Origin of the sequence: Streptomyces mutabilis, assembly GCF_014649815.1 — a bacterium.
Lineage (GTDB): Bacteria > Actinomycetota > Actinomycetes > Streptomycetales > Streptomycetaceae > Streptomyces > Streptomyces mutabilis.
On the sequence record NZ_BMTT01000035.1, the window covers coordinates 1 to 21,754 of the forward strand.

Annotated in this window: 20 protein-coding genes and 1 pseudogene; 8 read left to right on the top strand and 13 right to left on the bottom strand. The window is 71.0% G+C overall.

Features of this window, described 5'->3' with window-relative positions:
- Positions 1-123, top strand: a 123-nt coding sequence (locus IE142_RS33350) for an L-serine ammonia-lyase, iron-sulfur-dependent, subunit alpha (RefSeq protein ID WP_191889197.1), incomplete at its 5' end; no start/stop codon positions are given.
- Between the two features lie 44 nt (positions 124-167).
- Here the strand turns inward: IE142_RS33350 and IE142_RS33355 are convergent.
- The 6 genes from IE142_RS33355 to IE142_RS33380 all read right to left on the bottom strand — a co-directional run bounded on the left by IE142_RS33355 (position 168) and on the right by IE142_RS33380 (position 5,036).
- Entirely contained in the window at positions 168-770 is a 603-nt protein-coding gene (locus IE142_RS33355) for a hypothetical protein (RefSeq protein ID WP_191889198.1), read from the bottom strand.
- Positions 767-1,324: a DUF7224 domain-containing protein gene (locus IE142_RS33360; RefSeq protein ID WP_440862277.1), complete on the bottom strand. Its 558-nt coding sequence runs from the start codon at positions 1,322-1,324 to the stop codon at positions 767-769. The genes IE142_RS33355 and IE142_RS33360 overlap by 4 nt, the downstream gene beginning before the upstream one ends.
- Before the next feature lie 997 nt (positions 1,325-2,321).
- Positions 2,322-2,468, bottom strand: coding sequence for a hypothetical protein (locus IE142_RS33365; RefSeq protein WP_154693837.1), 147 nt, complete (start codon positions 2,466-2,468; stop codon positions 2,322-2,324).
- Positions 2,469-2,866: 398 nt separating this feature from the next.
- The gene (locus tag IE142_RS33370) at positions 2,867-3,181 is read right to left on the bottom strand and encodes an alpha-amylase inhibitor (RefSeq protein ID WP_141658509.1); all 315 of its coding nucleotides are present in this window, start codon (positions 3,179-3,181) and stop codon (positions 2,867-2,869) included.
- Between the two features lie 221 nt (positions 3,182-3,402).
- The gene (locus tag IE142_RS33375; RefSeq protein WP_191889200.1) at positions 3,403-4,203 is read right to left on the bottom strand and encodes a helix-turn-helix domain-containing protein; all 801 of its coding nucleotides are present in this window, start codon (positions 4,201-4,203) and stop codon (positions 3,403-3,405) included.
- Positions 4,200-5,036, bottom strand: coding sequence for a peptidoglycan-binding protein (locus IE142_RS33380; protein WP_229831133.1), 837 nt, complete (start codon positions 5,034-5,036; stop codon positions 4,200-4,202). Before IE142_RS33380 ends, IE142_RS33375 begins: the two co-directional genes overlap by 4 nt.
- 585 nt (positions 5,037-5,621) lie before the next feature.
- Between IE142_RS33380 and IE142_RS33385 the strand changes: the two genes are divergently transcribed.
- On the top strand, positions 5,622-7,037 hold the full coding sequence (locus tag IE142_RS33385; protein WP_191889201.1) for an MFS transporter: 1,416 nt from the start codon (positions 5,622-5,624) through the stop codon (positions 7,035-7,037).
- Positions 7,038-7,167: 130 nt separating this feature from the next.
- A complete protein-coding gene (locus IE142_RS33390) occupies positions 7,168-7,725 on the top strand; it encodes a glycoside hydrolase family 25 protein (protein WP_191889202.1) in 558 nt (185 codons plus the stop codon).
- A 58-nt stretch (positions 7,726-7,783) separates the two neighbouring features.
- Here the strand turns inward: IE142_RS33390 and IE142_RS33395 are convergent, their stop codons facing one another.
- Positions 7,784-7,996 carry an EF-hand domain-containing protein gene (locus IE142_RS33395; RefSeq protein WP_043379704.1) on the bottom strand — a complete coding sequence of 71 codons (213 nt, stop codon included), beginning with the start codon at positions 7,994-7,996 and terminating at the stop codon, positions 7,784-7,786.
- Between the two features lie 59 nt (positions 7,997-8,055).
- Positions 8,056-8,970, bottom strand: coding sequence for a helix-turn-helix domain-containing protein (locus IE142_RS33400; RefSeq protein ID WP_191889203.1), 915 nt, complete (start codon positions 8,968-8,970; stop codon positions 8,056-8,058).
- A 48-nt stretch (positions 8,971-9,018) separates the two neighbouring features.
- Between IE142_RS33400 and IE142_RS33405 the strand changes: the two genes are divergently transcribed.
- Positions 9,019-9,657: a GNAT family N-acetyltransferase gene (locus IE142_RS33405; protein ID WP_191889204.1), complete on the top strand. Its 639-nt coding sequence runs from the start codon at positions 9,019-9,021 to the stop codon at positions 9,655-9,657.
- A 10-nt stretch (positions 9,658-9,667) separates the two neighbouring features.
- Here the strand turns inward: IE142_RS33405 and IE142_RS33410 are convergent, their stop codons facing one another.
- The 5 genes from IE142_RS33410 to IE142_RS33430 all read right to left on the bottom strand — a co-directional run bounded on the left by IE142_RS33410 (position 9,668) and on the right by IE142_RS33430 (position 14,784).
- On the bottom strand, positions 9,668-10,276 hold the full coding sequence (locus IE142_RS33410) for an ADP-ribosyltransferase (RefSeq protein ID WP_191889205.1): 609 nt from the start codon (positions 10,274-10,276) through the stop codon (positions 9,668-9,670).
- Positions 10,277-10,374: 98 nt separating this feature from the next.
- A complete protein-coding gene (locus IE142_RS33415) occupies positions 10,375-10,878 on the bottom strand; it encodes an ATP-binding protein (protein WP_191889206.1) in 504 nt (167 codons plus the stop codon).
- 298 nt (positions 10,879-11,176) lie between these two features.
- Positions 11,177-11,944: an enoyl-CoA hydratase/isomerase family protein gene (locus tag IE142_RS33420; RefSeq protein WP_043379711.1), complete on the bottom strand. Its 768-nt coding sequence runs from the start codon at positions 11,942-11,944 to the stop codon at positions 11,177-11,179.
- A gap of 173 nt (positions 11,945-12,117) precedes the next feature.
- Complete coding sequence (locus IE142_RS33425) at positions 12,118-13,368, bottom strand: L,D-transpeptidase (protein WP_370466442.1); 1,251 nt, start codon at positions 13,366-13,368, stop codon at positions 12,118-12,120.
- Between the two features lie 177 nt (positions 13,369-13,545).
- Positions 13,546-14,784 (bottom strand): L,D-transpeptidase, encoded by a 1,239-nt coding sequence (locus tag IE142_RS33430; protein ID WP_191889208.1) that lies wholly within the window; start codon positions 14,782-14,784, stop codon positions 13,546-13,548.
- Between the two features lie 169 nt (positions 14,785-14,953).
- On the opposite strand from IE142_RS33430, the gene glgX reads away from it, so the two are divergent.
- The 4 genes and pseudogenes from glgX to IE142_RS33450 all read left to right on the top strand — a co-directional run.
- The gene (gene glgX / locus IE142_RS33435) at positions 14,954-17,242 is read left to right on the top strand and encodes a glycogen debranching protein GlgX (protein ID WP_191889209.1); all 2,289 of its coding nucleotides are present in this window, start codon (positions 14,954-14,956) and stop codon (positions 17,240-17,242) included.
- Between the two features lie 191 nt (positions 17,243-17,433).
- Complete coding sequence (locus IE142_RS33440; protein ID WP_191889210.1) at positions 17,434-19,287, top strand: ABC transporter ATP-binding protein; 1,854 nt, start codon at positions 17,434-17,436, stop codon at positions 19,285-19,287.
- The gene (locus IE142_RS33445) at positions 19,284-21,155 is read left to right on the top strand and encodes an ABC transporter ATP-binding protein (protein WP_191889211.1); all 1,872 of its coding nucleotides are present in this window, start codon (positions 19,284-19,286) and stop codon (positions 21,153-21,155) included. The genes IE142_RS33440 and IE142_RS33445 overlap by 4 nt, the downstream gene beginning before the upstream one ends.
- A gap of 75 nt (positions 21,156-21,230) precedes the next feature.
- A pseudogene (locus tag IE142_RS33450) lies at positions 21,231-21,675 on the top strand (ABC transporter ATP-binding protein); the annotation flags it as partial.
- Positions 21,676-21,754: the final 79 nt, after the last annotated feature.

Consider the following 21,754-nt stretch of genomic DNA (forward strand, 5'->3'; position numbering starts at 1 on the left):
GGCTCGCACAAGGTGTCCCTGGACAAGGTCATCAAGACCATGAAGGACACCGGCGCCGACATGTCGGTCAAGTACAAGGAGACGGCGCGGGGCGGGCTGGCGGTGAACATCATCGAGTGCTGAGGAAGCAAAGGGGAAGAGATCGGAACGTTTGTGTTCCTCTGACACTACCGACGGTGCGGACGGTCGCCTTGAGCGGTTTGGTGCAGCCCGATCACGAGCAGGGCAGCGGAGCCTGCCCAGGAGAGGGCGTCGGACGGGTCCGCCGCGGGCCAGGCCCACCAGTGGGCTGTCTGCTCGGGCCCGTAGCCGAAGACCGAGACGGCCAGGGCGAGGACAGTCGGGACCACCGTCGAGGCGTGGTTGCCGAGGGTTGCCCTGCCGACGAGAGCCAGTCCGGTATAGCAGGCCAGGTTCCGGGCGGCAGTCCCGGCTGAGGCATCGTCGGCGCCACCGGTCCACCCTGCCGCGAACGTACCTGCGGTGACAGCGGCCGTGGCCAGCACGACGGCGACGGCCAGCAAGGTGTCGAAGGCCGCGGTGCGTCGCACGGCTGTTGCCTCGATGGGCGCGGGAGTGCCGTAGCCGGTGTTCAGGGCGATGGCCGGTGCCAGCGGAGCGAAGAGAACGAGCGGAACGTTCGCCGAGGTGGCACCGCCGAGTTGGGGCAGCGGCAGGCTGATGTTTCCCGCCAGGAGTGCCACGGCCCAGAATCCGGCTGTCACGAGCAGGATCAGGGGCAGGCGGCGGGCGCGGATCCACCAGGTCATCGCGGCATGCACCGTACTTGGGCGAGAGTGGTGCGGTACCACTCCATCTGGATGTTCGTGCTGCCGTCGAGAACGCGTGAGACGGATGCCCAAGTCCGCGGGCCGTAGCGGAGGCGCGCTTGTTCAGGATTCATGCCCGCGTGCACAGAGAGCCAGCCGGAGAGCTCTGCTTCGCTATCGAATGCCCGTTGGGCTGCCCGGGCCGGGTCTTCCGGACAGCCGGTGCGGCTGTCGTCGCTCCGACTGCTGACCAGAAGCATGGTGAGGTCGGTGCCCAGACCGGCCAGGATGTCCTGGTCGGTGAAACGCTTGTCCTGCCGGACCGTGATCGTCCACTGTTCGACGCTGGGCTGTCGACCTCCCTCGGTGACGGTCTCCGGCGCCGGCACTCCGACGTTCTGGAGACCTTCGACCGCGGTGCTCACTGTCCGGGCTGTTTCGGCGAGACGGTGAGCGTGTTCGGGCCACAGACACACCTGGGGGGACTGGGAGTCGGTGCAGCGCAGGTCGGAGGCGGGGCGCGCGCGGACGGCATCAGGTCCCAGCTTGGACACAAGGGTGACACTGCCGACGCCAGTGGCCGCGGCGACGGTGAGTGCGAGTGCTGCCCCCGTGGAGAGGGCGGAGACGGGCAGACTGCGGAGACGGGGAGTGTGTCTGCAGGCCGCCGCTGGGAGAACCCGGTTCCAAGGTGCAGCGCAAGCAGATCAGAAAGTCGCCAACAGATGCCCCACCACAGAGGCCGCGGGGACGGGATTGACGGTTTCCATGACCCCGACCACACCCCTCGCATCCCGCTGCCGTACTGGCCAGCACCCCACGACTCCGCTGCCCCGGTCATACCAACGCCGCCCCTCCCGCCGGACACGGGGAAGAGGCGGCGTCGACGAGCAGCGGCCCGGCTGATTCCGAAGCGGACCTCCATCGACTGCGGGGGCGGACCCAGCCGAGCCGCACCATCCAGTCGAACTCGCCCCTGCGCCAAGCCGACGGGTCGTGGGTTCCTGAAGGGGAAATCCGGGGAACCGTAGGGTGGCGCAGCTTTTGGAGGCGGAGTAGCCCGCGGGTTCCGGGCTTCGGACCGGAGGACACGTGAGCCGGTTCCCAGCAGCCAGAGGGTTTCGCGCTACCGGGTCAAGGGGATTCCCGGCGTTCAAGACCGGTCGTTCCACACGAGCGAGGACGCGAAGCAGTGGCTCGCCAGCGCCAGACCGACTCAAGTCGTGGCGAGTTCGTTGACCCCCGCAAGGGTGAGGTCCTCCTCGCCGACTACATCGTCGACCACTGGTGGTCGGGCCGGTCCGACGAGCCTTCGACGGCGGATCCGATGCGTAGTCGGATCTGGAACCACATCATGCCCTTGATGGGTGACTACGCTCTGCGTGAGATCGACGCCTCGGCTCTGCGAGCCTTCAAGGCAGCGTTGCTCGCAAGGGTCGAGGAGTCGACAGCAGAGGTGATCTGGGACACCTGTCCTCGATCCTCGGCAGCGCCGTTGGCGACCAGCGCCTGCAGCCCTCACGTGCGACCGGCAGCAAGGCCAAGGCGTGGTCACGGGAAATCGTCGACGAGGTACGCGCGGCGCTTCACGAGCGCTACCGGATAGCGGTCGACCTCGGCATCGGCCTCGGGTTGCGCCAAGGCGAAGCCTTCGGTCTCGCCGAGGAGGACTTCGACTTCGCGGCTGGAGTCGTCCACGTCCGCCGCCAGCTCAGCGCAAGCCGCTCACGGTCAACCTGATCCTCACCTCGTCGCACGGCAACCGCATCTCTTGCCGCACCTTCGTCGGCCTGTCCAGATGGCTCGGGCACTCGACACCGAAAGTCACACTCGACCACTACGCTCACTTCGTGCCCGGTGCGGGGCAGCGAGGGCTCGCCGCGATGGACGCCTGGCTGCGGGACCCCTCCCGGCCGAAATTCCCGAGATGTCCCTACGGGCGTGGACCGCCCCTCGCACGTCGGTCAAGTACAAGGAGACGGCGCGGGGCGGGCTGGCGGTCAACATCATCGAGTGCTGAGCGGAGACGACTCGGCCCGACTGCGGGCGCCGCGAGGTGCGGCACCCGCCCGGGCCGGAGCGCCGGCGAACGTCGGTCAGCAGCGGACGGTCGCCTTGTAGACCTTGATGCCCTTGCTGTTGAAGTAGACGGTCTTGCCCTTCGCGATCCTGGTGCAGGGGTGGTCCGTGCCGTACTTCATCTGGACCTTGACCCTCATCGCGCCCTTGCAGGTGTTCCTCACCTGGACGGTGTAGGCGCTGGCCTGGTTGTACGTGTTGGTCTTGACGCAACTGGGCACCGGCCTCGCCTTGCCCGCGGCCTGGGCCGGCGCGGCGGCGGTGACGCCCATGCCCGCGCTGAGAACGGTCGCGGCTACGAGCGAGCCGACCAACGACTTACGTGACCTCATGCTGCTCCTATGCAGTGTGTGGCGCAGATCCGCAGTACCCCCGTGGCCTGCGGCGTCTCCAGTAAGACACGGCCCGGGGGCGATGACCGCCGTCAGCTCGCAAGAGAGGACGTCCCAGGCGGTGGCCTGCGGTGACGGCGCCCGGACAGGGACGAGCCGGGACGCGCGGGACGGCATGGGACGGGACCGTCTTGCCGGGGCCCTCACGAGGTCGTCGTCCACTAGGACGTGAGGCAGTGGCGCTCCGCCGTGTCGCCGAGGATCAGACATGCCTCCAGGCCGTCGGGACCACCGCCGACCATGGGGGTGGAGAGGTAGCCCTCGGCGTCGAACCTGTCCTTGATCTCGGTCCAGCGCGTGCCCTGGCCCGGAGCGCTGATCTCGACGCGGTCGCCGACCCGGCCGAACCAGATCCGAGCCCAACTCGCCTCGCAGAACGGGCTGTACCGGATGTCCATGGACGGTCCCCGTTCAGGGCGCCGTTCGGCGACCGTGCGGGTACCGGAACCCGCGATGGCGCATGCCTGGGGCTGGGAGGAACGACCGGTGCACTCCGTCCCCGTGCAGCCGGGGCGCAGAGGCTCGGGCCGGGAATCGGAACCGGAGTCGCGCGGGAGGTTGACCGCCGTGAGCACGGCCGCCAGTGCCAGGCCGCCGGCCAGTACGGTCGTCAGCACGGGGCGGCTCATTCGTGGGCGGACGCGTTCCCGGGAGGGCGGGGACTGCTGCGGGCCGGGCTCGGACGGCAGGGGTGGCGACGTCGGGCGAGGACCTGCGGGCTCGGCCGCGAGGTCCCACAGGGCGAGCAGTCGGGCGGGAGGCTCGTCCGCCAGCGCGCACAGTTCCTGGACCAGGGCACGCGGAGGCAGCAGGGTTCCGTTGAGGTAGCGGTGCCAGGAGGACCTGCTCGCCGTGGTGCGCCGGGCGAGGGCGTCCAGGCTCAGCCCCGTACGCGCGCGCAGCGCGGCCAGCTCGCGCGCGAGGACGAGAAGAGCGTGTTCCGGCCCGCTCCGGCGCGTCACCGGCGCAGGGCTTCCCAGGTGTGGGGGCCCATGTGCCCGTCCGTGACGAGACCGGCCGCCTCCTGGAAACGCTTGACCGCCTTCTCCGTCTCCGCACCGTAGGCGCCGTCGACCAGGCCCGGTGAGTAGCCGCGGTGTGCCAGGAGACACTGTGCCTCGACCACGTCCCAACTCGTGGAGATCTGCTGGAGCAGGGCATCGCGCGTGTCGCTGTGTCCGGCGTGCAGGAGGCCGTCTTCGCGGTGGATGTCGCAGGCGTGGGTACGGCCCGGTTCGAAGACGAACGCGGCCTTCTCACCGCGGCGGTCGTCGCCGTTCACGGTTCCGCTCGTCTCACGGGAGACCAGGAAAACCATGGCCGCGGCCACTACCCCCAACGTGACCACCGCGGCCGCGGTGAGGGCGGTACGGCGCGTCGGCCGCCGGGGCGGGGCAGCCGCGTCCGCGTCCACGGGCCCGACGGGCTCGGCGTCCCCCGGCTCGGGCGGGGCGTCCGGCGTGACGGCGCTGCTCGCCTCGCCACCCGCCGACCAGTTGTCCTCCGCCAGGGACCGCAGGGCAAGCGTCCGGTCCACGTCCCCACCGCCGAGCCGGGCCAACTCCTCCACCACAACGGCCGGTGGCAAGTACGAGCCGTTGAGGTACCGCTCCCAGGACGACTTGCTGCAACTCGTACGGTCCGCCAGGGCGGCGAGGCTGAGACCGCTGCCGCTCTTCAGCCGGCGTAACTCGGCCACGAACTGACGCCCCGGCTCATCGAGCGCGTCCGGCAGTTCCTTCCACTGGGCCATCGGCGACTCCTCCCCCTTCATGTCACGGCGCACCGCAAGCATGGTAGTCACCGGGCCGATCCTCATGTCAGATCGCGGGCCGGTGTCCCAGCCGTCCCGCACAGCCCCATCGCGATGTGTGTTTCCGCTGGTCAGAGACTGGGACATCCCGAGTTCGGCACACTGCTTGTCCAGGTACTCGCCGTGCCGGCGGAATCGCCGCGCACCACGGGCGCCGAGGGCCAGCCCACTCCGGCATGTGGAGAAGCTCGGGGTCGGACTGCCGGATCATCCTGGGCGTGCGCCGATACCGTGACGCGCAGACACTCACGGGCCAGCCACGCGTCCTCGAGGTGCAGCAGCCGCTGGCGGGCCCAGAAATACTCGGCGCATCTCCTAGGGCGCCATAGTGCGCTCGAAGCGCTCCCGCCAAGAGTCGAACCGGTCGCTCCGCGAAAGGGCATCGGTCCGGAACACCGACTCGGTCAGCACTGACCGCCCTCCCCCTCGTACACCCGAGCTCGGGTGAGCATATCCAAGTACTCGAACGGGCCCGATCCGGGCGTCTCACATAGTGACACAAGCTTCCCGGAACACAAGACGCCTGAGATCGTTGCCGTCCCCATGTTTCGCATGAAAGACCGAGCAATGCCCGCACCAGTCCCCGGCTCAGCCCAAACCCCCGTCAACCCCCGGTCGAGGGTCCTCATCGCGAGCCTCATCGGCACGACGATCGAGTTCTACGACTTCTACATCTACGCGACCGCCGCCGTACTGGTCTTCCCCCAGCTGTTCTTCCCGAACAGCGACCCGACCACGGCCCTGCTGTCGTCGTTCGCCGTCTTCGGGGCCGCGATGGTCGCCCGCCCGATCGGTGCCGTCTTCTTCGGGCACCTCGGTGACCGGCTCGGCCGCAAGAGGACGCTGGTGGTCTCGCTCCTCACCATGGGCATCGCCACCTTCCTCATCGGGGTGCTGCCCACCTACGCGCAGGCCGGCTGGATCGCCACCGCACTGCTGGTGCTGATGCGGCTCGCGCAGGGCTTCGCGCTCGGCGGCGAGTGGAGCGGCGCGGCGCTGGTCGCGACCGAGAACGCCCCCCGCGGCAAGCGCGCCCTGTACGGCACCTTCCCGCAGCTCGGCGCCCCGCTCGGCTTCATCATCGGCAACGGCCTGTTCCTGATCATCGGCGCGCTGCTGCCGTCCGCGGCCGGCGCCGACCCCACTCAGCCGTCCGATGCCTTCACCAGTTGGGGCTGGCGCATCCCGTTCCTGTTCTCCGCCGTGATGGTCGCGATCGGCCTGTGGGTGCGCTCGCGGCTCGTGGAGTCGGCGGTGTTCACCAAGACGCAGGAAACCGGGAAGGTGCGCAAGCTGCCGCTGGCCACCGTGGTCCAGGGCCACTGGAAGCAGCTGATCCTCGGCACCTTCATCATGCTGGCGACGTACGTGCTCTTCTACCTGATGACCACGTTCTCGCTGAGCTACGGCCGCACCGCCGAGGACGCCGACGTGCCCGGGCTCGGCTACAGCTACACCACGTTCGTCCTGATGATGATCTTCGGCGTGCTGTTCTTCGCCGTGTTCACGCTGGTCTCCGGCCCCCTCGCCGACAAGTACGGGCGCCGCACCACCCTGATCTGGATCACGGCGGCGATCGTGGTCTTCGGCATGGTGTGGGTGCCGCTGATCGGCCTCGGCACGCTCGGCGTGGTGCTGTGGCTGGTGCTCGGCTTCACGCTGATGGGCATGACGTTCGGCCCGATGGGAGCGCTGCTGCCCGAGCTGTTCCCGACCAGCGTGCGCTACACCGGTTCCGGCATCTCGTACAACGTCAGCTCGATCCTCGGCGCGGCCGTCGCCCCGTTCATCGCGGTGGCGCTGTGGGAGGCCGGGGACGGCTCGCCGTGGCTGGTCGGCGTCTACCTCTCCGCGATGGCAGTGCTGACCCTGATCGCGCTGCTCCTCGGCAAGGAGACCAAGGACGTCTCCCTGGACGAGGGCGAGGCCGCCTCCGCCGACGAGAGCGCCCCGGCGGCCGCGGTCACCACCACCGCCCCCTGACCCGACCGGCGTTCACCACCGACCGACGCCGGGCGTCCACGCGCCCGGCGTACGGCCGGCCGATGCCGGGCATAACACCAACTCCCGCCCCCAGGGAACTCAAGCCCCACCGGCATCCGAGGGAGTCCGCATGCTGCGCGGCATCGACGTGAGCGCGTACCAGTCCTCCAGCTACGACACGGACGGCCTCTCCTTCGTCTTCATCAAGGCGACGGAGGGCCGTTCGTACATCAATCCCAAGCTCGCGGCCCAGACGGAACGGGCCCGCGACGCCGGTCTCGTCGTCGGCTTCTACCACTTCCTGTGGCCGGGCAACCTCACGGCCCAGGCCGAGTACTTCGTCTCCAAGGCGCCCGACCGCAGGGGCGACATCCTCGCCGTCGACTGGGAGACGACGGGCGAGGGCACCCACGCGAGCAACTCGGAGAAGGACCGCTTCATCCGGAAGGTGCGGGAGCTGCGGCCGGACAACCGGGTCATTCTGTACTGCAACCGGAACTTCTGGCTGAACGTCGACACGACCTCGTACGCCGGTGACGGCCTCTGGATCGCCGACTACGTGTCGGCCGGCAAGCCCCGCATCCAGGCCGAGTGGCGCTTCCACCAGTACACCGACGATCCGGTCGACACCAACGTGGCGGCCTTCTCGAACAAGGCCGCGCTGAAGAAGTGGGCGGACGGCGCCTGACCGGACACACGAGGGGGCGCCCGCCCGGCGACCGGACGGGCGCCCCCTCGTGGCGTCGCTACTTGTTCAGGTGCGCCCAGAACTCGTCGAACGACAGCACCTTGTCGCCGTCGAGGTCGCGGCCGGCGATGATCGCCTCGGCCACCGACTCGGTGACGTTCCAGTCGCCGCCCTGGGCCAGCGCGGTCTTGAACTCGGCCGCGGTGATGAAGCCGTCACCGTCCGTGTCGATCCGCTCGAACTGCTTGCGTGCTTCCTCGATGTCCGCCACCGATCCGCCCCTCTTTTCCGTGCTCGCCCGTCCTGTGGACGCGTCTGACGCAGGTCAGATTAGCTGCCCGTGCGGGCGCCCAGTGCGGCGACCACCCACCCGAACTGCTCCTCGTGGGCGGACGGGGGCTCCACGCCGTTCACGATCGCCGACAGCTCCCGGTAGCGCGCGAGGCGGACGTTCGTCATCGAGGTGAGGCGTTCTCGCACGACGGCCGGGTCGGCGTCGCCGATCAGCGCGCGCAGAATGCCGGCGGCCCGGGGCGAGTCCGGAGCGACGCCCTCGCTCAGCGCCTCGTCCGCGAGCCGCACCAGACGGCTCACGAACCACAGGGAGGAGCCGGTGGGAACGTCCGGCCCCCGGTCCGCCGCGTTGGACTCGATCATCCGGCGCATCGTCCCCCGGAAGTCGGGGTCCTGGATCAGCTCGGCCAGTTCCACCCATGCGTCCACCTGCTCGGTGGTGGGGTCGTCGGGCAGGTCCGCCGCGGCGAAGCGCAGGCGGGTGCGGATGTCGGCGTCCGCGGTGTCGATGCCTTCGAAGACCTCCGCCATGAAGTCCTCGATGATGCGTCGCCGTTCGGCGGCGGACAGTCGCGCCAGTTTGTTCATCAGGGTCGTCTCCTTCGGGGTCGAGCCGCGTCGCGCCACGGTCGACAGCACCGCGCGCGTCACCCGCAGGGACCGGATCTGCGCGTCCAGCGCGCTCACGTGGGCCGCCGCGACCTGCGCGACCGTCGTCTCGCCGGCCAGGACGCGGCTTACGGCGTCCAGGCCGAGGCCCAGTTCGCGCAGGGTGCGGATCAGCTCCAGGCGGGCCACGGACTCGGCGTCGTAGAGGCGGTAGCCGCCCGTGGAGCGGGTCACCGGGGGCAGGGCGCCCTCGTCGGACCAGTAGCGGATGGTGCGCACCGTCAGTCCGGTGGTGCGGGCCAGTTCACCGATGGTCATCAGTCCGGTGCCGTCGTCGATCATGTGTGTGAGTCTGGGCCTTCCAGTGGGTGGAGACTCAAGGAGCGCGGTGTGACTCAGAGCCTGCGGGACATTCTGGAGGCGGCGGCGCGGGGGGTCTTCCCGGCGGCGGACGGCGGGACCACCGTGGTGCGGCAGCACGGGGACCGCGATGCCGGGGTTATCGCGTTCACGGCGCATTCGGTCGTCTTCACGGACGAGGAGGAGGGATGGGTGCGCGAGACGCTGGGCGCGCTGCGCTGCGATCCACTGGCCGCGACCCTGAACTTCGGGTTCCTGGCGGCCCTCGCGGCGCGCACGGGGCGGGCCACCGACACGATCGACGTGCTGCTGACCGGCGCTCCGCTGCCGGGCCGGCCGGGCGTCGCGTTGACGGAGGTCCCCGATCCCGCGCATCCCCGGGTGGTCTCGGCGGGCCGCCGGCGCGACGGGGTGCGGGTGTGGACGGCGGACGGCGGCGTGCTGGTGCTGGGCCGTGGGGTCGCCGGGCGGCTGGAGGTCGCGGTCGAGGTGGCGGAGGGGGTGCGGCACCGGGGGCTGGGGCGGCGCCTGGTGGCGGCGGCACGGCACCTGGCCGGGGGCGAGACGGTGTGGGCGCAGGTCGCGGCGGGGAACGCACGCAGCCTGCGGGCGTTCCAGGCGGCGGGCTACCGGCCGGTGGGAGCGGAGGCGCTGCTGCTGCGGCACTGAGCCGCGCCGCTCAGTGCCAGGGCTTGTAGTGCGGGTTGCTCTCGCACTCGCTCATGATCTCGGTCTTGGTCTGCCGGTCGACCGGGCAGACGCCGATGATGTACTGCCTCTTGATGCCGCCAGGGAAGGCGACCTCGACCTGGTCGGCCCACTTGTGGGTGTCGCCGATGGTCCTGTTGACGTCGATGCCGCCGGGGGCGTCGACGTAGTAGTTGTAGCCGGACTTGCACCGAGTCTTGTAGAGGTCGTGGTCGTAGGTGGTCGAGACGTACGGCGAGGGCTGGTTGACGAGGACGTACTTCTCGAAGTCGTACTGGCCGTTGCGGACGTCCTTGGCGTGGAAGCCCTCTTCGAAGACGACCTGCGGGCCCCGGCTGTCGCTGCGGTAGAGGGTGCCGCACGTGGTCCGCCAGACCGGCTCGGGCGTGATGCGGTCGAGGTCCACGCCGGGGTCGGCGGCGGCCTTGAGCTTGTCGTCGGACTGCGGGCAGGCGGGAGCGGCCTTGGCGGGGGCGGTCGTCGTGGCCGCCGTTCCGGGGGCGGCGGCCGTGGTGGCGAGGACGGCGGACAGGGACAGGACGGCGGCGGCGCCCCGGCGGCCCAGGCGAGTGGTGAACATGCGGCTCACGATCCCGGGTGCGGAGCGACAGGCTCCGGACCTTCACCCGTAGGTGGCATGTCCGGCGAACCGGCCTGCCCTCGGGGGGAGACGGACCCTCAGCGGTCGGCGACTCGCATCTCGAACCAGGTCGTCTTGCCGCGCGGCAGCAGATCGACGCCCCAGCGGTCGGACAGCTTGTCGACGAGGAAGAGGCCCCGCCCGCTGATGTCCGTGTCCTGCACCGGCATCAGACACGGCAGCCCCCGCGAGGGGTCGCGGACCTCGACGCGGATCAAGCCGGGGCAGCGGCGCATATGGAGACCGAAGACGCGGGCTCCGGTGTGACGCACGGCGTTGCCCACCAGTTCGGAGACGAGCAGGACGGTGTCCTCCGTGACGCGGGGGCCGAGTTGCCACTGGCGCAGGGCGATGACCTGGGCCAGTCGGCGGGCGGTGGCGGCGGACTCGGGGCGGGACGGTAACGGAACTTCGCACTCCGTGGGATTGCCGAACAACTCCAGCGCTTTGATCGCGTGTTCGTCCTCGACCGCCGGCGACCAGCGCGCCGCGGTCGCACGTCCGGCTCCCCGCGGCTGTTCCATACCCTCCAGCCCCGCCATGCCCCCATCATGGCCGCCCCCAAAGGGCTCCGGGGCCGTTCCCGGGGAATACACCCCCGCGAGGCCCCGGCCCGATGACAGTCGATCGGCATATGCCGCAGTCATTTCGGGACCGGAAACAGCCCCACTGACCTGCGCGGACAGCTCGGCCGCAGACAAGCGACGGACTCCCTCGACAAGACGCGCTCAATGGTGCGTCAAGGCTGCCATAAACCGCCCCATCGAGGGACCCCGAATCAGACACCGCGTCAATTGCAAGTGGCTCGGCCGCGGTTCGAGGTGAGGCGCGCGAGACCCGCTACAGGAACTTCGCCTTCCCGGGGCCCTCTTCCACGAAGCTGCGCATCCCGCGTTCGCGGTCCTCGGTCGCGAACAGACCCGCGAACCAGTTCCGCTCGACGGCGAGACCCGTCTCGATGTCCGTCTCCAGACCTGTGTCGATCGACTCCTTCGCCGCGCGCAGCGCGATCGCGGGCCCCTTGGCGAGTCGCGCGGCCCAGGCGTGCGCCTGCTCGTAGACCTCGGCGGCCGGTACGACGCGGTCCACCAGGCCGAGTGCGAGCGCCTCGTCGGCCCTGACCTGGCGGCCGGTGAAGATGAGGTCCTTGGCCTTGGAGGGACCGATCAGCCGGGACAGCCGCTGAGTGCCGCCCGCGCCGGGGATCAGGCCGAGCAGGATCTCGGGCTGGCCCAGTTTGGCGTTCTCCCCGGCGATGCGGAAGTCGGCGCAGAGCGCGAGCTCGCAGCCCCCACCGAGGGCGTACCCGGTCACCGCCGCGACCACCGGCTTGGGGATGCGGGCCACCGCCGTGAAGGAGTCCTGCAGGGCACGGGAGCGCGCGATCATCGCCGCGTGGTCCATCACCTGCATCTCCTTGATGTCCGCACCCGCCGCGAACACCTTTTCGCCGCCGTACACGACGACGGCGCGTACGTCGTCGCGGCGCGTGACCTCCTCGGCGAGTTCCTTGAGCCGGTCCTGCGTGGCGACGTCCAGCGCGTTCATGGGCGGGCGGTCCAGGCGCAGCGTGCCGACGCCGTCCGCGACTTCGAGTGAAACGGTCATGCCAGCAGGTTAACGGGGGCTAACGGAAACCCGGTCGGTGCCGTCGCTCACACTCGGCCGGGGGACCGGGGGGGGCGCCCCCGGGCAGGCACCGCACGGGGACCGACGGCGGCGGCCCCGGTGCCGTGCCTCACGTCGAGGATCGCGGACACCGGGGCCGTGCCCGGGTGGGGCTACGCCTTCCACTTCTCCCAGGACATGTTCCAGCCGTTGAGGCCGTTGTCCGGGGCGATGGTCGCGTCGTTGGAGTTCTTCACCACGACCACGTCGCCGATGAGCGAGTTCTCGAAGAACCAGGCGGCCGGCGCCTTCTCGTCCCAGCCGCCGCGCACGTCGCGCAGACCTATGCAGCCGTGGCTGGAGTTGCGGTTGCCGAAAGCGTCGCCGCCCCAGTAGTTGCCGTGGATGAAGGTGCCGGAGGTGGACAGGCGCATGGCGTGCGGGACGTCCTTGATGTCGTACTCGCCGCCGTAGCCGACGGTCTCGCCGTTCATGCGGGTCACGGGGAGCCGCTCGGTGATGACCATCTGGCCGTTCCAGGTCTCGTAGCCTGGAGCGCCGGTGGTGATGGGGACGGTCCTGATCGTCTTGCCGTCGCGCACGACCTTCATGGTGAGCTTCTTGGCGTCGACGACGGAGACCTGGCTGCGGCCGACAGTGAAGGAGACGGTCTTGGCCTGCTCGCCGTAGACGCCGTCGCGGCCCTCGACGCCGTCGAGGTTGAGGTCGACGGTGACCTCGGTGCCGGCCTTCCAGTACTTCTCCGGGCGGAAGTCGAGGCGGTCGTTGCCGAACCAGTGGCCCGCCACCTCGACGGCCGGCTCGGTCTTGATGCGGATGGCCTTCTCGACGTCCTCGGGGTTGGTGATGCCCCGGGTGAAGCGGATCGAGAACGGCATGCCGACGCCGACCTTCGAGCCGTCCTCGGGTGTGAAGTGGCCGATGAAGGTGTTCTTCGGCGTCAGGGTGGTGAAGCGGGTGTCCTCGGCGGCCGTGCGGCCCTCGGAGTCCTTGGCGACCGCGTGCACCGTGTACGTCGTGGCGGCGGCCAGGTGGGTGGACGGCGTCCAGGTGGCGCCGTCGCCGGATATCTTCCCGTCGATTTCCGCGCCGTCGGCGTTCTTGACGACGACCTCGGTCAGCTTGCCCTTCGTGGCGCCTATCTTCAGGGCGCCGCTGGTGTCGACGCCCTCGGCCCCGTCCTCCGGGGCGATGCTCACGACGGCCTCGGACTGCTTGCTCTGTGCCGCTGAGGAGTCCTTGGCGTTCTTGCCGCCGTCGCCCGCCCCGGACCCTCCCCCGCCGCACGCGGTGAGTGTCAGCAGCACGCCCAGTGCCAACGCCGGCAGTGCCCTGCCGCGTCCCCTGCCGCCCCGCCCCCGGGATCCCGCCGGCGACGCCCCCGATATCGGACGCACGTTCAACTCGTCTCCCCTCGCCGGGCCCGCTCCGGCCCGCGCCCCAGTGCGCCGACGCGCACGGGCGCATCGTAACCGCAGGCCAGGGAGGTGAGGGACAGGGAAAATGTCACCGTTCCGTACCGAGTTGGCGGGCCGGTGTCGCCGGAAACACGACGAGATCACGCGGGCGTCACGCCGGGGTCACTTCACCGCGCTGCCCGCCTTCCACTTCTTCCAGCTCATGTTCCAGCCGCCGAGGCCGTTGTCGGGCGCGACCGTCTTGTCCTTGCTGTTGACCACCTCGACGACGTCGCCGATGAGGCTGCGGTCGAAGAACCAGCCCGCCGGGGTGTCGGAACCGCCGCCCTTGACGTCGCGCAGCCCGACGCAGCCGTGGCTGACGTTGGCACGGCCGAAGGTGCCGGCGGGCGCCCAGTAGTTGCCGTGCAGAAAGGTGCCGGAGCTGGTCAGACGGATGGCGTGCGGGACGTCGGGGATGTCGTACTCGCCGCCGAAGCCGACCGTGCGGCTGTTCATGCGGGTCACGTCGAGCATCTCGGTGATGACCATCTTGCCGTTGTAGGTCGGGGTCGCCGGGGCCCCCGCCGTGATCGGCACGGTGGTGAGGAGGGTGCCGTCCCGGCGTACCTCCATGGTCCGCTTCGTCGCGTCGACGAGCGAGACCTGACTGCGGCCGACGGTGAAGGAGAACGACTTGTGCTGGAGGCCGTACACCCCCTTCGCGCCCTCGACGTCGCGCAGCTTCAGGGCGACGGTGACCTCGGTGCCGGGCTTCCAGTACTTCTCGGGGCGCAGGTCGAGGCGGTCATTGCCGAACCAGTGGGGGCGGACCTCGACCGGGGGCCGCGCGGTCACCGTGACGGCGCGTTCGACGGCGGCGCGGTCGGTGATCCGGTCGCTGAACTGGAGCGAAACGATCATGCCGGTGCCGACGACGGAGCGGTTCTCGGGTGCGACGTAGGCGATGAAGCGCTCGTCGGGGACGTAGGTGGTGAAGGTGGTGTGCCGCGCGGAGCGGCGGCCGTGGCCGTCCAGGGCGACCGCGTCGACGGTGTACTTGGCGGCCAGGGCCAGCCGCCGGTCGTCGGGTTCCCAGCGCAGGCCGTCCTCGGAGATCCGGCCGGGGACCTCGGTCTCCTGGGCGTCCTGCGACTTGACGACCTTCACCGACTCCAGCCGGCCGTCGGGCACCCGCACCGACAGCTTCTTCTCCGGCCGGACGGCCTTGCTGCCGTCGTCCGGGGTGATGCGGATGACGTCCTCGGCGGCGGGTGGTTTGCCGAGCATCTCGCCGATGTCCGAGCCGATGCCGCCGCCGCCCGAGGTGCATCCGACGGTCCCGGCCAGCAGTCCGGCCCATGTCAGTACGGCGGCCAGAGCGGTCGCCGCGCGCCGTGCGCGCCCATGTACGTGCCTCACATCCACCCGTAACGACCGGTCCGCCCTGGGGAAACGTGAGTGCGAGCCATGCGGTGGGCAGAACACTGGGGAGGACGACGCGACGGGGTGCGGCGGTCGGGACACCGCGCGCCCTTTTCCCGTCTTCCCGCCCTGGCACGTCGTTCCACGAGCCGCAGGAGGCTGACAGGTGTCCAGCGCAGCCGAGCAGGAGGCGACGGCCGGGAATCAGGCCGCCGAGGACGGGCCGGCGCGCCCCGCCGTCCTGGTGAACGGCGCACGGCGTGCCGCGCCGCCGCCCGCCGTGCCGGCGTGGCCGGGGACACCGGTGCCGCTGGGCGCCAGGTTCCGGACCGGCCCGGACGGCACGGCGGGGACGAACTTCGCCTTGTGGGCGGGCGGGGCGGAGGCGGTCGAGCTGTGCCTCTTCGACGAGTCTGGTCCCGGTGGCAGGGAGAGCCGGGTGCGGCTGACCGAGCTGACGCACGAGATCTGGCACGGTTTCGTACCGGGTGTGCGGCCGGGGCAGCGCTACGGCTACCGGGTGCACGGCCGCTGGGACCCGTGGACCGGCGCCCGCTGGAACCCGGCGAAGCTGCTGCTCGACCCGTACGCCCGCGCGGTCGACGGCGACTTCGCGCTGCCCGCCGAGGTGTACGGGCACGTCCGGGACTGGCCGGAGCAGTACGTGGCGGACACCGTGCGCGACGACCGGGACTCGGCGCCGTGCGTCCCGAAAGGCGTCGTGGTCCACGACGACGACGACTGGTCGGACGACCGCAGGCCCAAGACCCCGTGGGCGGACTCGGTCATCTACGAGCTGCACGTGCGCGGCTTCACCAAGCTCCACCCGGACATCCCGCCCGAGCTGCGCGGCACGTACGCCGGCCTCGCGCACCCGGCCGCGATCGAGCACCTGAAGCAGCTGGGCGTGACGGCGGTGGAGCTGCTGCCGGTGCACCAGTTCGCGCACGAGAGCCACCTGCTGGAGCGCGGCCTGAAGAACTACTGGGGCTACAACTCCATCGGCTACTTCGCCCCGCACGCCGCCTACGCCGCCTCCGGCACCACCGGTGAGCAGGTCGGCGAGTTCAAGCGGATGGTCCGCGCGCTGCACGCGGCGGGCATCGAGGTCATCCTCGACGTGGTCTACAACCACACGGCGGAGGCGGGCGAGCTGGGCCCGACGCTCTCCCTCAAGGGCATCGACAACCGCGGCTACTACCGCCTCCAGCCCGACGCGCGCCGCTACGCCGACTACACCGGCTGCGGCAACACCCTGCACGTCGTCCAGCCGCACGTGCTGCGCCTGATCACCGACTCACTGCGGTACTGGGTGACGGAGATGGGCGTGGACGGCTTCCGCTTCGACCTGGCGGCGGCGCTGGCCCGCTCGATGCACGACGTCGACATGCTCTCCCCCTTCCTCGCGGTGATCGCGCAGGACCCTGTGCTGCGGCGGGTCAAGCTGATCGCCGAGCCGTGGGACGTCGGCTCGGGCGGCTACCGGGTGGGAGCGTTCCCGCCCCTGTGGACGGAGTGGAACGACCGCTACCGCAACGCGGTGAGGGACTTCTGGCGGCACGCGCTGCCCGACGTCCGGGAGATGGGTTATCGCCTGTCGGGCTCCAGCGACCTGTACGCGTGGGGCGGCCGGCGCCCGTACGCCTCGGTCAACTTCGTCACCGCGCACGACGGCTTCACCCTCCGCGACCTGGTCTCCTACGAGCGCAAGCACAACGAGGCCAACGGCGAGGGCAACCGGGACGGCACGGACGACAACCGGTCCTGGAACTGCGGCACGGAAGGGGAGACGGACGACGAAGAGGTACGGGCGCTCAGGCGACGCCAGCTGCGCAACCTGCTGACGACTCTGCTCCTGTCGACCGGGGTGCCGATGCTGGTCGCGGGCGACGAGTTCGGCCGCACACAGGGCGGCAGCAACAACGCCTACTGCCAGGACAACGAGATCAGCTGGCTGGACTGGAGCCTGCTGGACGACCCGGACTGGCGCCCCCTGTTCGAGCTGACCTCCCGGCTGATCGCGCTGCGCCACCGGCACCCGGTGCTGCGGCGCCGGGCCTTCTTCTCCGGCCGCGCGCACTCCGCGGACGGCCTGCGCGACCTGGCCTGGTTCACAACGCGGGGCACCGAGATGACCGAACGGGACTGGTACGCCCCCGCCGCCACCCTGGGCATGTTCCTCTCCGGGCGGGACATCCCGGGCCGGGACGAGCGCGGCGCGCCGATCGCCGACGACAGCTTCCTGGCCGTCCTGCACGCCGGGGAGCACTCCGCCGCCTTCGTCCTCCCGGCCGAACCGTGGGCGGAGCGGTACGAGGTGGTCGTCGACACCAGCGAGGAGGCACAGGCCGAGGCGCCGGGCGGGTCGTACCCGGCGGGCACCGGGATCACGGTACCGGGGCGGTCGGTGCTGCTGCTGCGGGTCGTCGGCCGAACTCCCCGCTGGGCTCCGTGAACTCGGCGGCGAACTCCCTGACCGGCCTGTCACCCGACTGGCAGCGTCCCGTGCACGAGGCCGCGGAGGTACGGCACGCCGGTGGGTGCGCTCGACGGCGCACCCACCGGGCCGTGCACGCCTCCGCACGACCCCCTGGTCGACGAAAACTCGGTGGGCACCGTCAGTGGTGAACCGTAGTCTCGCTGCTGATGCTCACGACACCCGCGCCCGCCCCGGACCACCTCGCCGAGAAGCGTTCCACCGTGCGCGCCCTGCTGCGGCTGTGGCCGTACGTACGGCCCGTGCGGGCACGGTTGGGGAGCGCGGCGGTCATCGCGGTCCTCGCCTCCTGCGTGGGCCTGGTGATCCCGCTCGTCCTGAAGTGGATGGTGGACGGGCCTGTGGCCGACCGGGACCCGTCCGGAGTGTGGCTCGGCGCGCTGTACCTGCTGCTCCTCGGGGTGGCGGAGGCGCTGCTGTTCGGGCTGCGGCGGTGGCTGGTGGCCCGGCCGCTGTCGGCGGTCGAGGCGGGGATGCGAGCGGCTCTGTACCGGCATCTGCAGCGGCTGCCGGTGGCCTTCCACGACCGTTGGGCCTCGGGGCAGTTGCTGTCGCGCGGGACGACGGACCTGATGCTGCTGCGCATGTTCCTCGCGTTCCCTTTGACCTTCCTGCTGGTCAACGGGGTGACGATCCTGGTCGGCGTGGGCATCATGCTGGTCCAGGACTGGACGCTGGGGCTGGTGATCCTCGGGCCCGCCGTTCCGGTGATGATCACCTGCGGGATCTTCGAGAAGAAGTACTCGGCGGTGGCTCGGCGGGCGCAGGACCAGGTCGGGGACCTGACGACCGTGGTCGAGGAGAGCGTGCTCGGCGTCCGGATCATCAAGGGCTTCGGCCGGCACCGCAGCCAGGCGCGGGCCTTCCACGAGCTGTCGCACACCCTGCGCGGGACGGAGCTGCGCAAGGCGCGGCTGCTGGCGTCCATCTGGGCGGTCATCGTGACGCTGCCGGAGGTGGCGATCGGCGCGGCGCTGGTGGTGGGGGTGGTGCAGGTGGCGGACGGGGCGCTGTCGGCGGGGACGCTGGTGGCGTTCTTGTCCACGGCGCTGGCGCTGCGGTGGCCGGTGGAGTCGATCGGCTTCCTGCTGGCGATGAGCCAGGAGGCGGCGACGGCTACGGACCGGTACTTCGAGGTGATGGACGCGGAGGTCGAATCCGACGCGGTGGCACCTCCCGGCGCCGAGCGGCCCGTCCACCGCCCGGTGCACACCGGGTCCGGTCGCCTCGGAGGTCTGCGGTTCGAGAGCGTCCGCTTCCGTTACCCCGACGCGCCCCCCGACTCCCCGCCCCTCCTCGACCGCGTCGACCTCCACATCCGCCCCGGCGAGTCCATGGCCCTGGTCGGCGCCACCGGCAGCGGCAAGACGACGCTCACCACGCTCGTCCCCCGCCTGCACGAGGTGACCGACGGACGTATCACGCTGGACGGCGAGGACATCACCGCCCTGTCCCGCGAGGAGCTGCGCGCGATGGTCGCCGTCGCCTTCGAGGAGCCCACCCTCTTCTCGGCCAGCGTCGGCGAGAACGTGCTGATGGGGGCCGGTGACGGAGCGGGTGACGAAGAGCTTGGCCGGGCCCTCGCCGTCGCGCAGGCCGACTTCGCGCACGCGCTGCCCCAGGGCACCGGCACCCAGGTCGGCGAGCAGGGCCTCAGCCTGTCCGGCGGCCAGCGGCAGCGCCTCGCGCTCGCCCGGGCGGTCGTCGGCAGGCCGAGGTTCCTGGTCCTGGACGACCCGCTGTCCGCGTTGGACGTGCACACGGAGGCCGCGGTGGAGGCCGCCCTGCGGCAGGTCCTCGCCGACACCACCGCCCTGATCGTGGCCCACCGCCCCTCCACTGTGCTGCTGGCCGACCGCGTCGCGCTGCTGTCGGGCGGCCGGATCGCCGCCGTCGGCACCCACCACGAACTGCTGCGCACCAGCGCCGAGTACGCCCACCTGATGTCCGGGCTCGACGGGCGCGAGGATCACGAGGGACTCCGGGAAGGGGACGGCCGATGACCGCGCCCACGGCCACCGCGCCGGACGAGGCACAGCCCGACGGCGGCGGAGCGGCCGGGGACGGGACGCCCGCGGCCGACGACGCCTTCGACCGCGACGTCCTGCCCAGCCCGCCGGGCGCGACCGGCGCCCTGCTGCGTTCCCTGCTGACGCCGGTGAAGGCCCGGGTCGCCCTCACCACCTTCCTCCTGCTGCTCCAGCAAGCGGCCGTGCAGGCGGGTCCGCTGCTGGTGGCCTACGCCATCGACCACGCCGTACCGGCGCTGCGGGCCGACGACCACGGCCCGCTGATCGCCCTGGGCGCCGGCTACCTGCTCTGTTCGCTGGCCGCGGGCGGGCTGCAGTACGCGTTCATCGCCACCGCGGCCCGCGTCAGCCAGGACGTGCTGCTGGACCTGCGCGGCCGGATCTTCCGCCACGCCCAGGCACTCAGCGTCGACTTCCACGAGCGCTACACCTCGGGCCGGCTGATCTCCCGCTCCACCACGGACGTGGAGTCGCTGCGCGAACTGCTCGACGAGGGCCTGCAGGAGCTGGTGACGGTCATCCTGTCCTTCGTCTACATCGCGGCGCTGCTGCTCTGGCTGGACCTGGGCCTCGGCGGGGTCGCGGTTGCGTCGTTCGTGCCGCTGTACGCGCTGGTGCGGCTGTACCAGCGGCGTGCGGGCCGGGCGTACCGGCAGCGGTCCACGGCGATCGCGGCGGTGATCGTGAAGTTCGTGGAGACGATGAACGGCATCCGTCCGGTGCGCGCCTTCCGCCGGGAGGCCGCCAACGACGCCGACTTCGCCGTACTGAACCGCCGTCACGAGCGGGCCAACGGCGACGCGCTGCTGGAGATGGCCCGGTACGTCGTCGGCTCGCGGCTGGTCGCCAACGCGGCCGTCGCGGGGATCGTGCTGTGGGGCGCCTACCGGGTCGCGGACGGCACCCTGGCCCTCGGCGTGCTCGCGGCGGCGGTGCTGTACCTGCGCCGCCTGTACGACCCGATCGACCGGCTCGGCATGTTCCTGAACTCCTACCAGTCGGCGGCGGCCTCGCTGGAGAAGATCGCCGGACTGCTGGCGCAGACGCCGTCGGTGCAGGAGCCGGCCGCACCGAAGGAGCTGCCGCCCCTGGAGTCGGAGCACCCGGGGCGCGAGGTCGTCTTCGACTCGGTCCGCTTCGCCTACCGCACCGGCGGCGAGGTGCTGCCCCGCTTCGACCTGACGATCCCGGCCGGGCAGACGGTCGCCGTCGTCGGCTCGACCGGCGCCGGCAAGTCGACGCTGGCCAAGCTGCTCGCCCGGTTCTACGACCCCTCCGACGGGCGGGTCCTGCTGGACGGCACCGACCTGCGCGACCTGGCCGTGCCCGAACTGCGCCGGGGGGTGGTGATGGTGACGCAGGAGGCGTTCCTGTTCTCCGGCACGGTCGCCGAGAACATCGCCATCGGCCGTCCGGAGGCGACGCGGGAGGAGATCGAGCGGGCCGCGAAGGCGATCGGCGCCCACGACTTCATCGCCTCGCTGCCCGACGGCTACGACACCGACGTCCGCAAGCGGGGCGGCCGCATCTCCGCCGGGCAACGACAGCTCGTCGCTTTCGCGCGGGCGTTGCTGGCGGACCCGGCGGTGCTGATCCTGGACGAGGCGACCAGCTCGCTGGACGTCCCCGGGGAGCGGGCGGTTCAGCGGGCCATGGCGACGGTGCTGAAGGGCCGTACGGCGGTGGTGATCGCGCACCGGCTCTCCACCGTGGAGATCGCCGACCGGGTGCTGGTGATGGAACACGGAAGGATCGTGGAGGACGGCTCGCCGGACGAGTTGACCGCCGGGACGGGTCGGTTCGCGGAGCTGCACCGGGCGTGGCGGGACAGTCTGGCGTGAGGGCGGTCCTCAGGGGAGAGCAACGGTGATCGACGCGTACGGAGACCCCGGCACGCCGGACCGCCGGGGCGGCTGGCCGCCACCGACGAGCAGTTGTGGTCGGCCCTGGCCGCCGTGGGCGCCGAGCGGTGGGGGCGGGACCTGCCCGGCGGTCTCGACGCCGAGCTGGGCGCCGACGCGCACCGCACCGACGGCTCGCAGGCCCAGCGGCTCGCCCTGGCCCGGGTGGTGCCGGCCGACCCGCACACCGCTGATCCTGGACGAGGCCACCTCCCTGCTGGGCCCGGCCACGGCCCGGCCCACCGAGCGCGCCCTGGCCGCGGTACTGGTGGGCCGCAACGTCATCGCCGTCGCCCACCGCCTGCCCACCGCGCACGACGCCGACCGGGTCACGGTGATGGAGGGCGGCCGGCTCACGGAACTCGGCAGGCACGAGGAGCTGGTGGCGGCCCGGGGCGCGTACGCGGCGCTGTGGGACTTCTGGCACGGGGAGCCGGCCCCGGAGACCGTCACTGACTGACCGGGCAGTCAGTACCACGGCCGGGCGACGCTTCCGTATATCGAACATGAACGCCCGGACAACGAACGATTTCCGGCCA

What these genes read in the sequence shown, in the direction of transcription:
- IE142_RS33355 (WP_191889198.1), bottom strand. Translation starts at nt 770, where the DNA reads ATGACCTGGTGGATCCGCGCCCGCCGCCTGCCCCTGATCCTGCTCGTG.
- IE142_RS33370 (WP_141658509.1), bottom strand. Translation starts at nt 3,181, where the DNA reads ATGAGGTCACGTAAGTCGTTGGTCGGCTCGCTCGTAGCCGCGACCGTT.
- IE142_RS33380 (WP_229831133.1), bottom strand. Translation starts at nt 5,036, where the DNA reads ATGCTTGCGGTGCGCCGTGACATGAAGGGGGAGGAGTCGCCGATGGCC.
- IE142_RS33385 (WP_191889201.1), top strand. Translation starts at nt 5,622, where the DNA reads ATGCCCGCACCAGTCCCCGGCTCAGCCCAAACCCCCGTCAACCCCCGG.
- IE142_RS33390 (WP_191889202.1), top strand. Translation starts at nt 7,168, where the DNA reads ATGCTGCGCGGCATCGACGTGAGCGCGTACCAGTCCTCCAGCTACGAC.
- IE142_RS33400 (WP_191889203.1), bottom strand. Translation starts at nt 8,970, where the DNA reads ATGATCGACGACGGCACCGGACTGATGACCATCGGTGAACTGGCCCGC.
- IE142_RS33410 (WP_191889205.1), bottom strand. Translation starts at nt 10,276, where the DNA reads ATGTTCACCACTCGCCTGGGCCGCCGGGGCGCCGCCGCCGTCCTGTCC.
- IE142_RS33415 (WP_191889206.1), bottom strand. Translation starts at nt 10,878, where the DNA reads ATGGCGGGGCTGGAGGGTATGGAACAGCCGCGGGGAGCCGGACGTGCG.
- IE142_RS33420 (WP_043379711.1), bottom strand. Translation starts at nt 11,944, where the DNA reads ATGACCGTTTCACTCGAAGTCGCGGACGGCGTCGGCACGCTGCGCCTG.
- IE142_RS33440 (WP_191889210.1), top strand. Translation starts at nt 17,434, where the DNA reads ATGCTCACGACACCCGCGCCCGCCCCGGACCACCTCGCCGAGAAGCGT.
- IE142_RS33445 (WP_191889211.1), top strand. Translation starts at nt 19,284, where the DNA reads ATGACCGCGCCCACGGCCACCGCGCCGGACGAGGCACAGCCCGACGGC.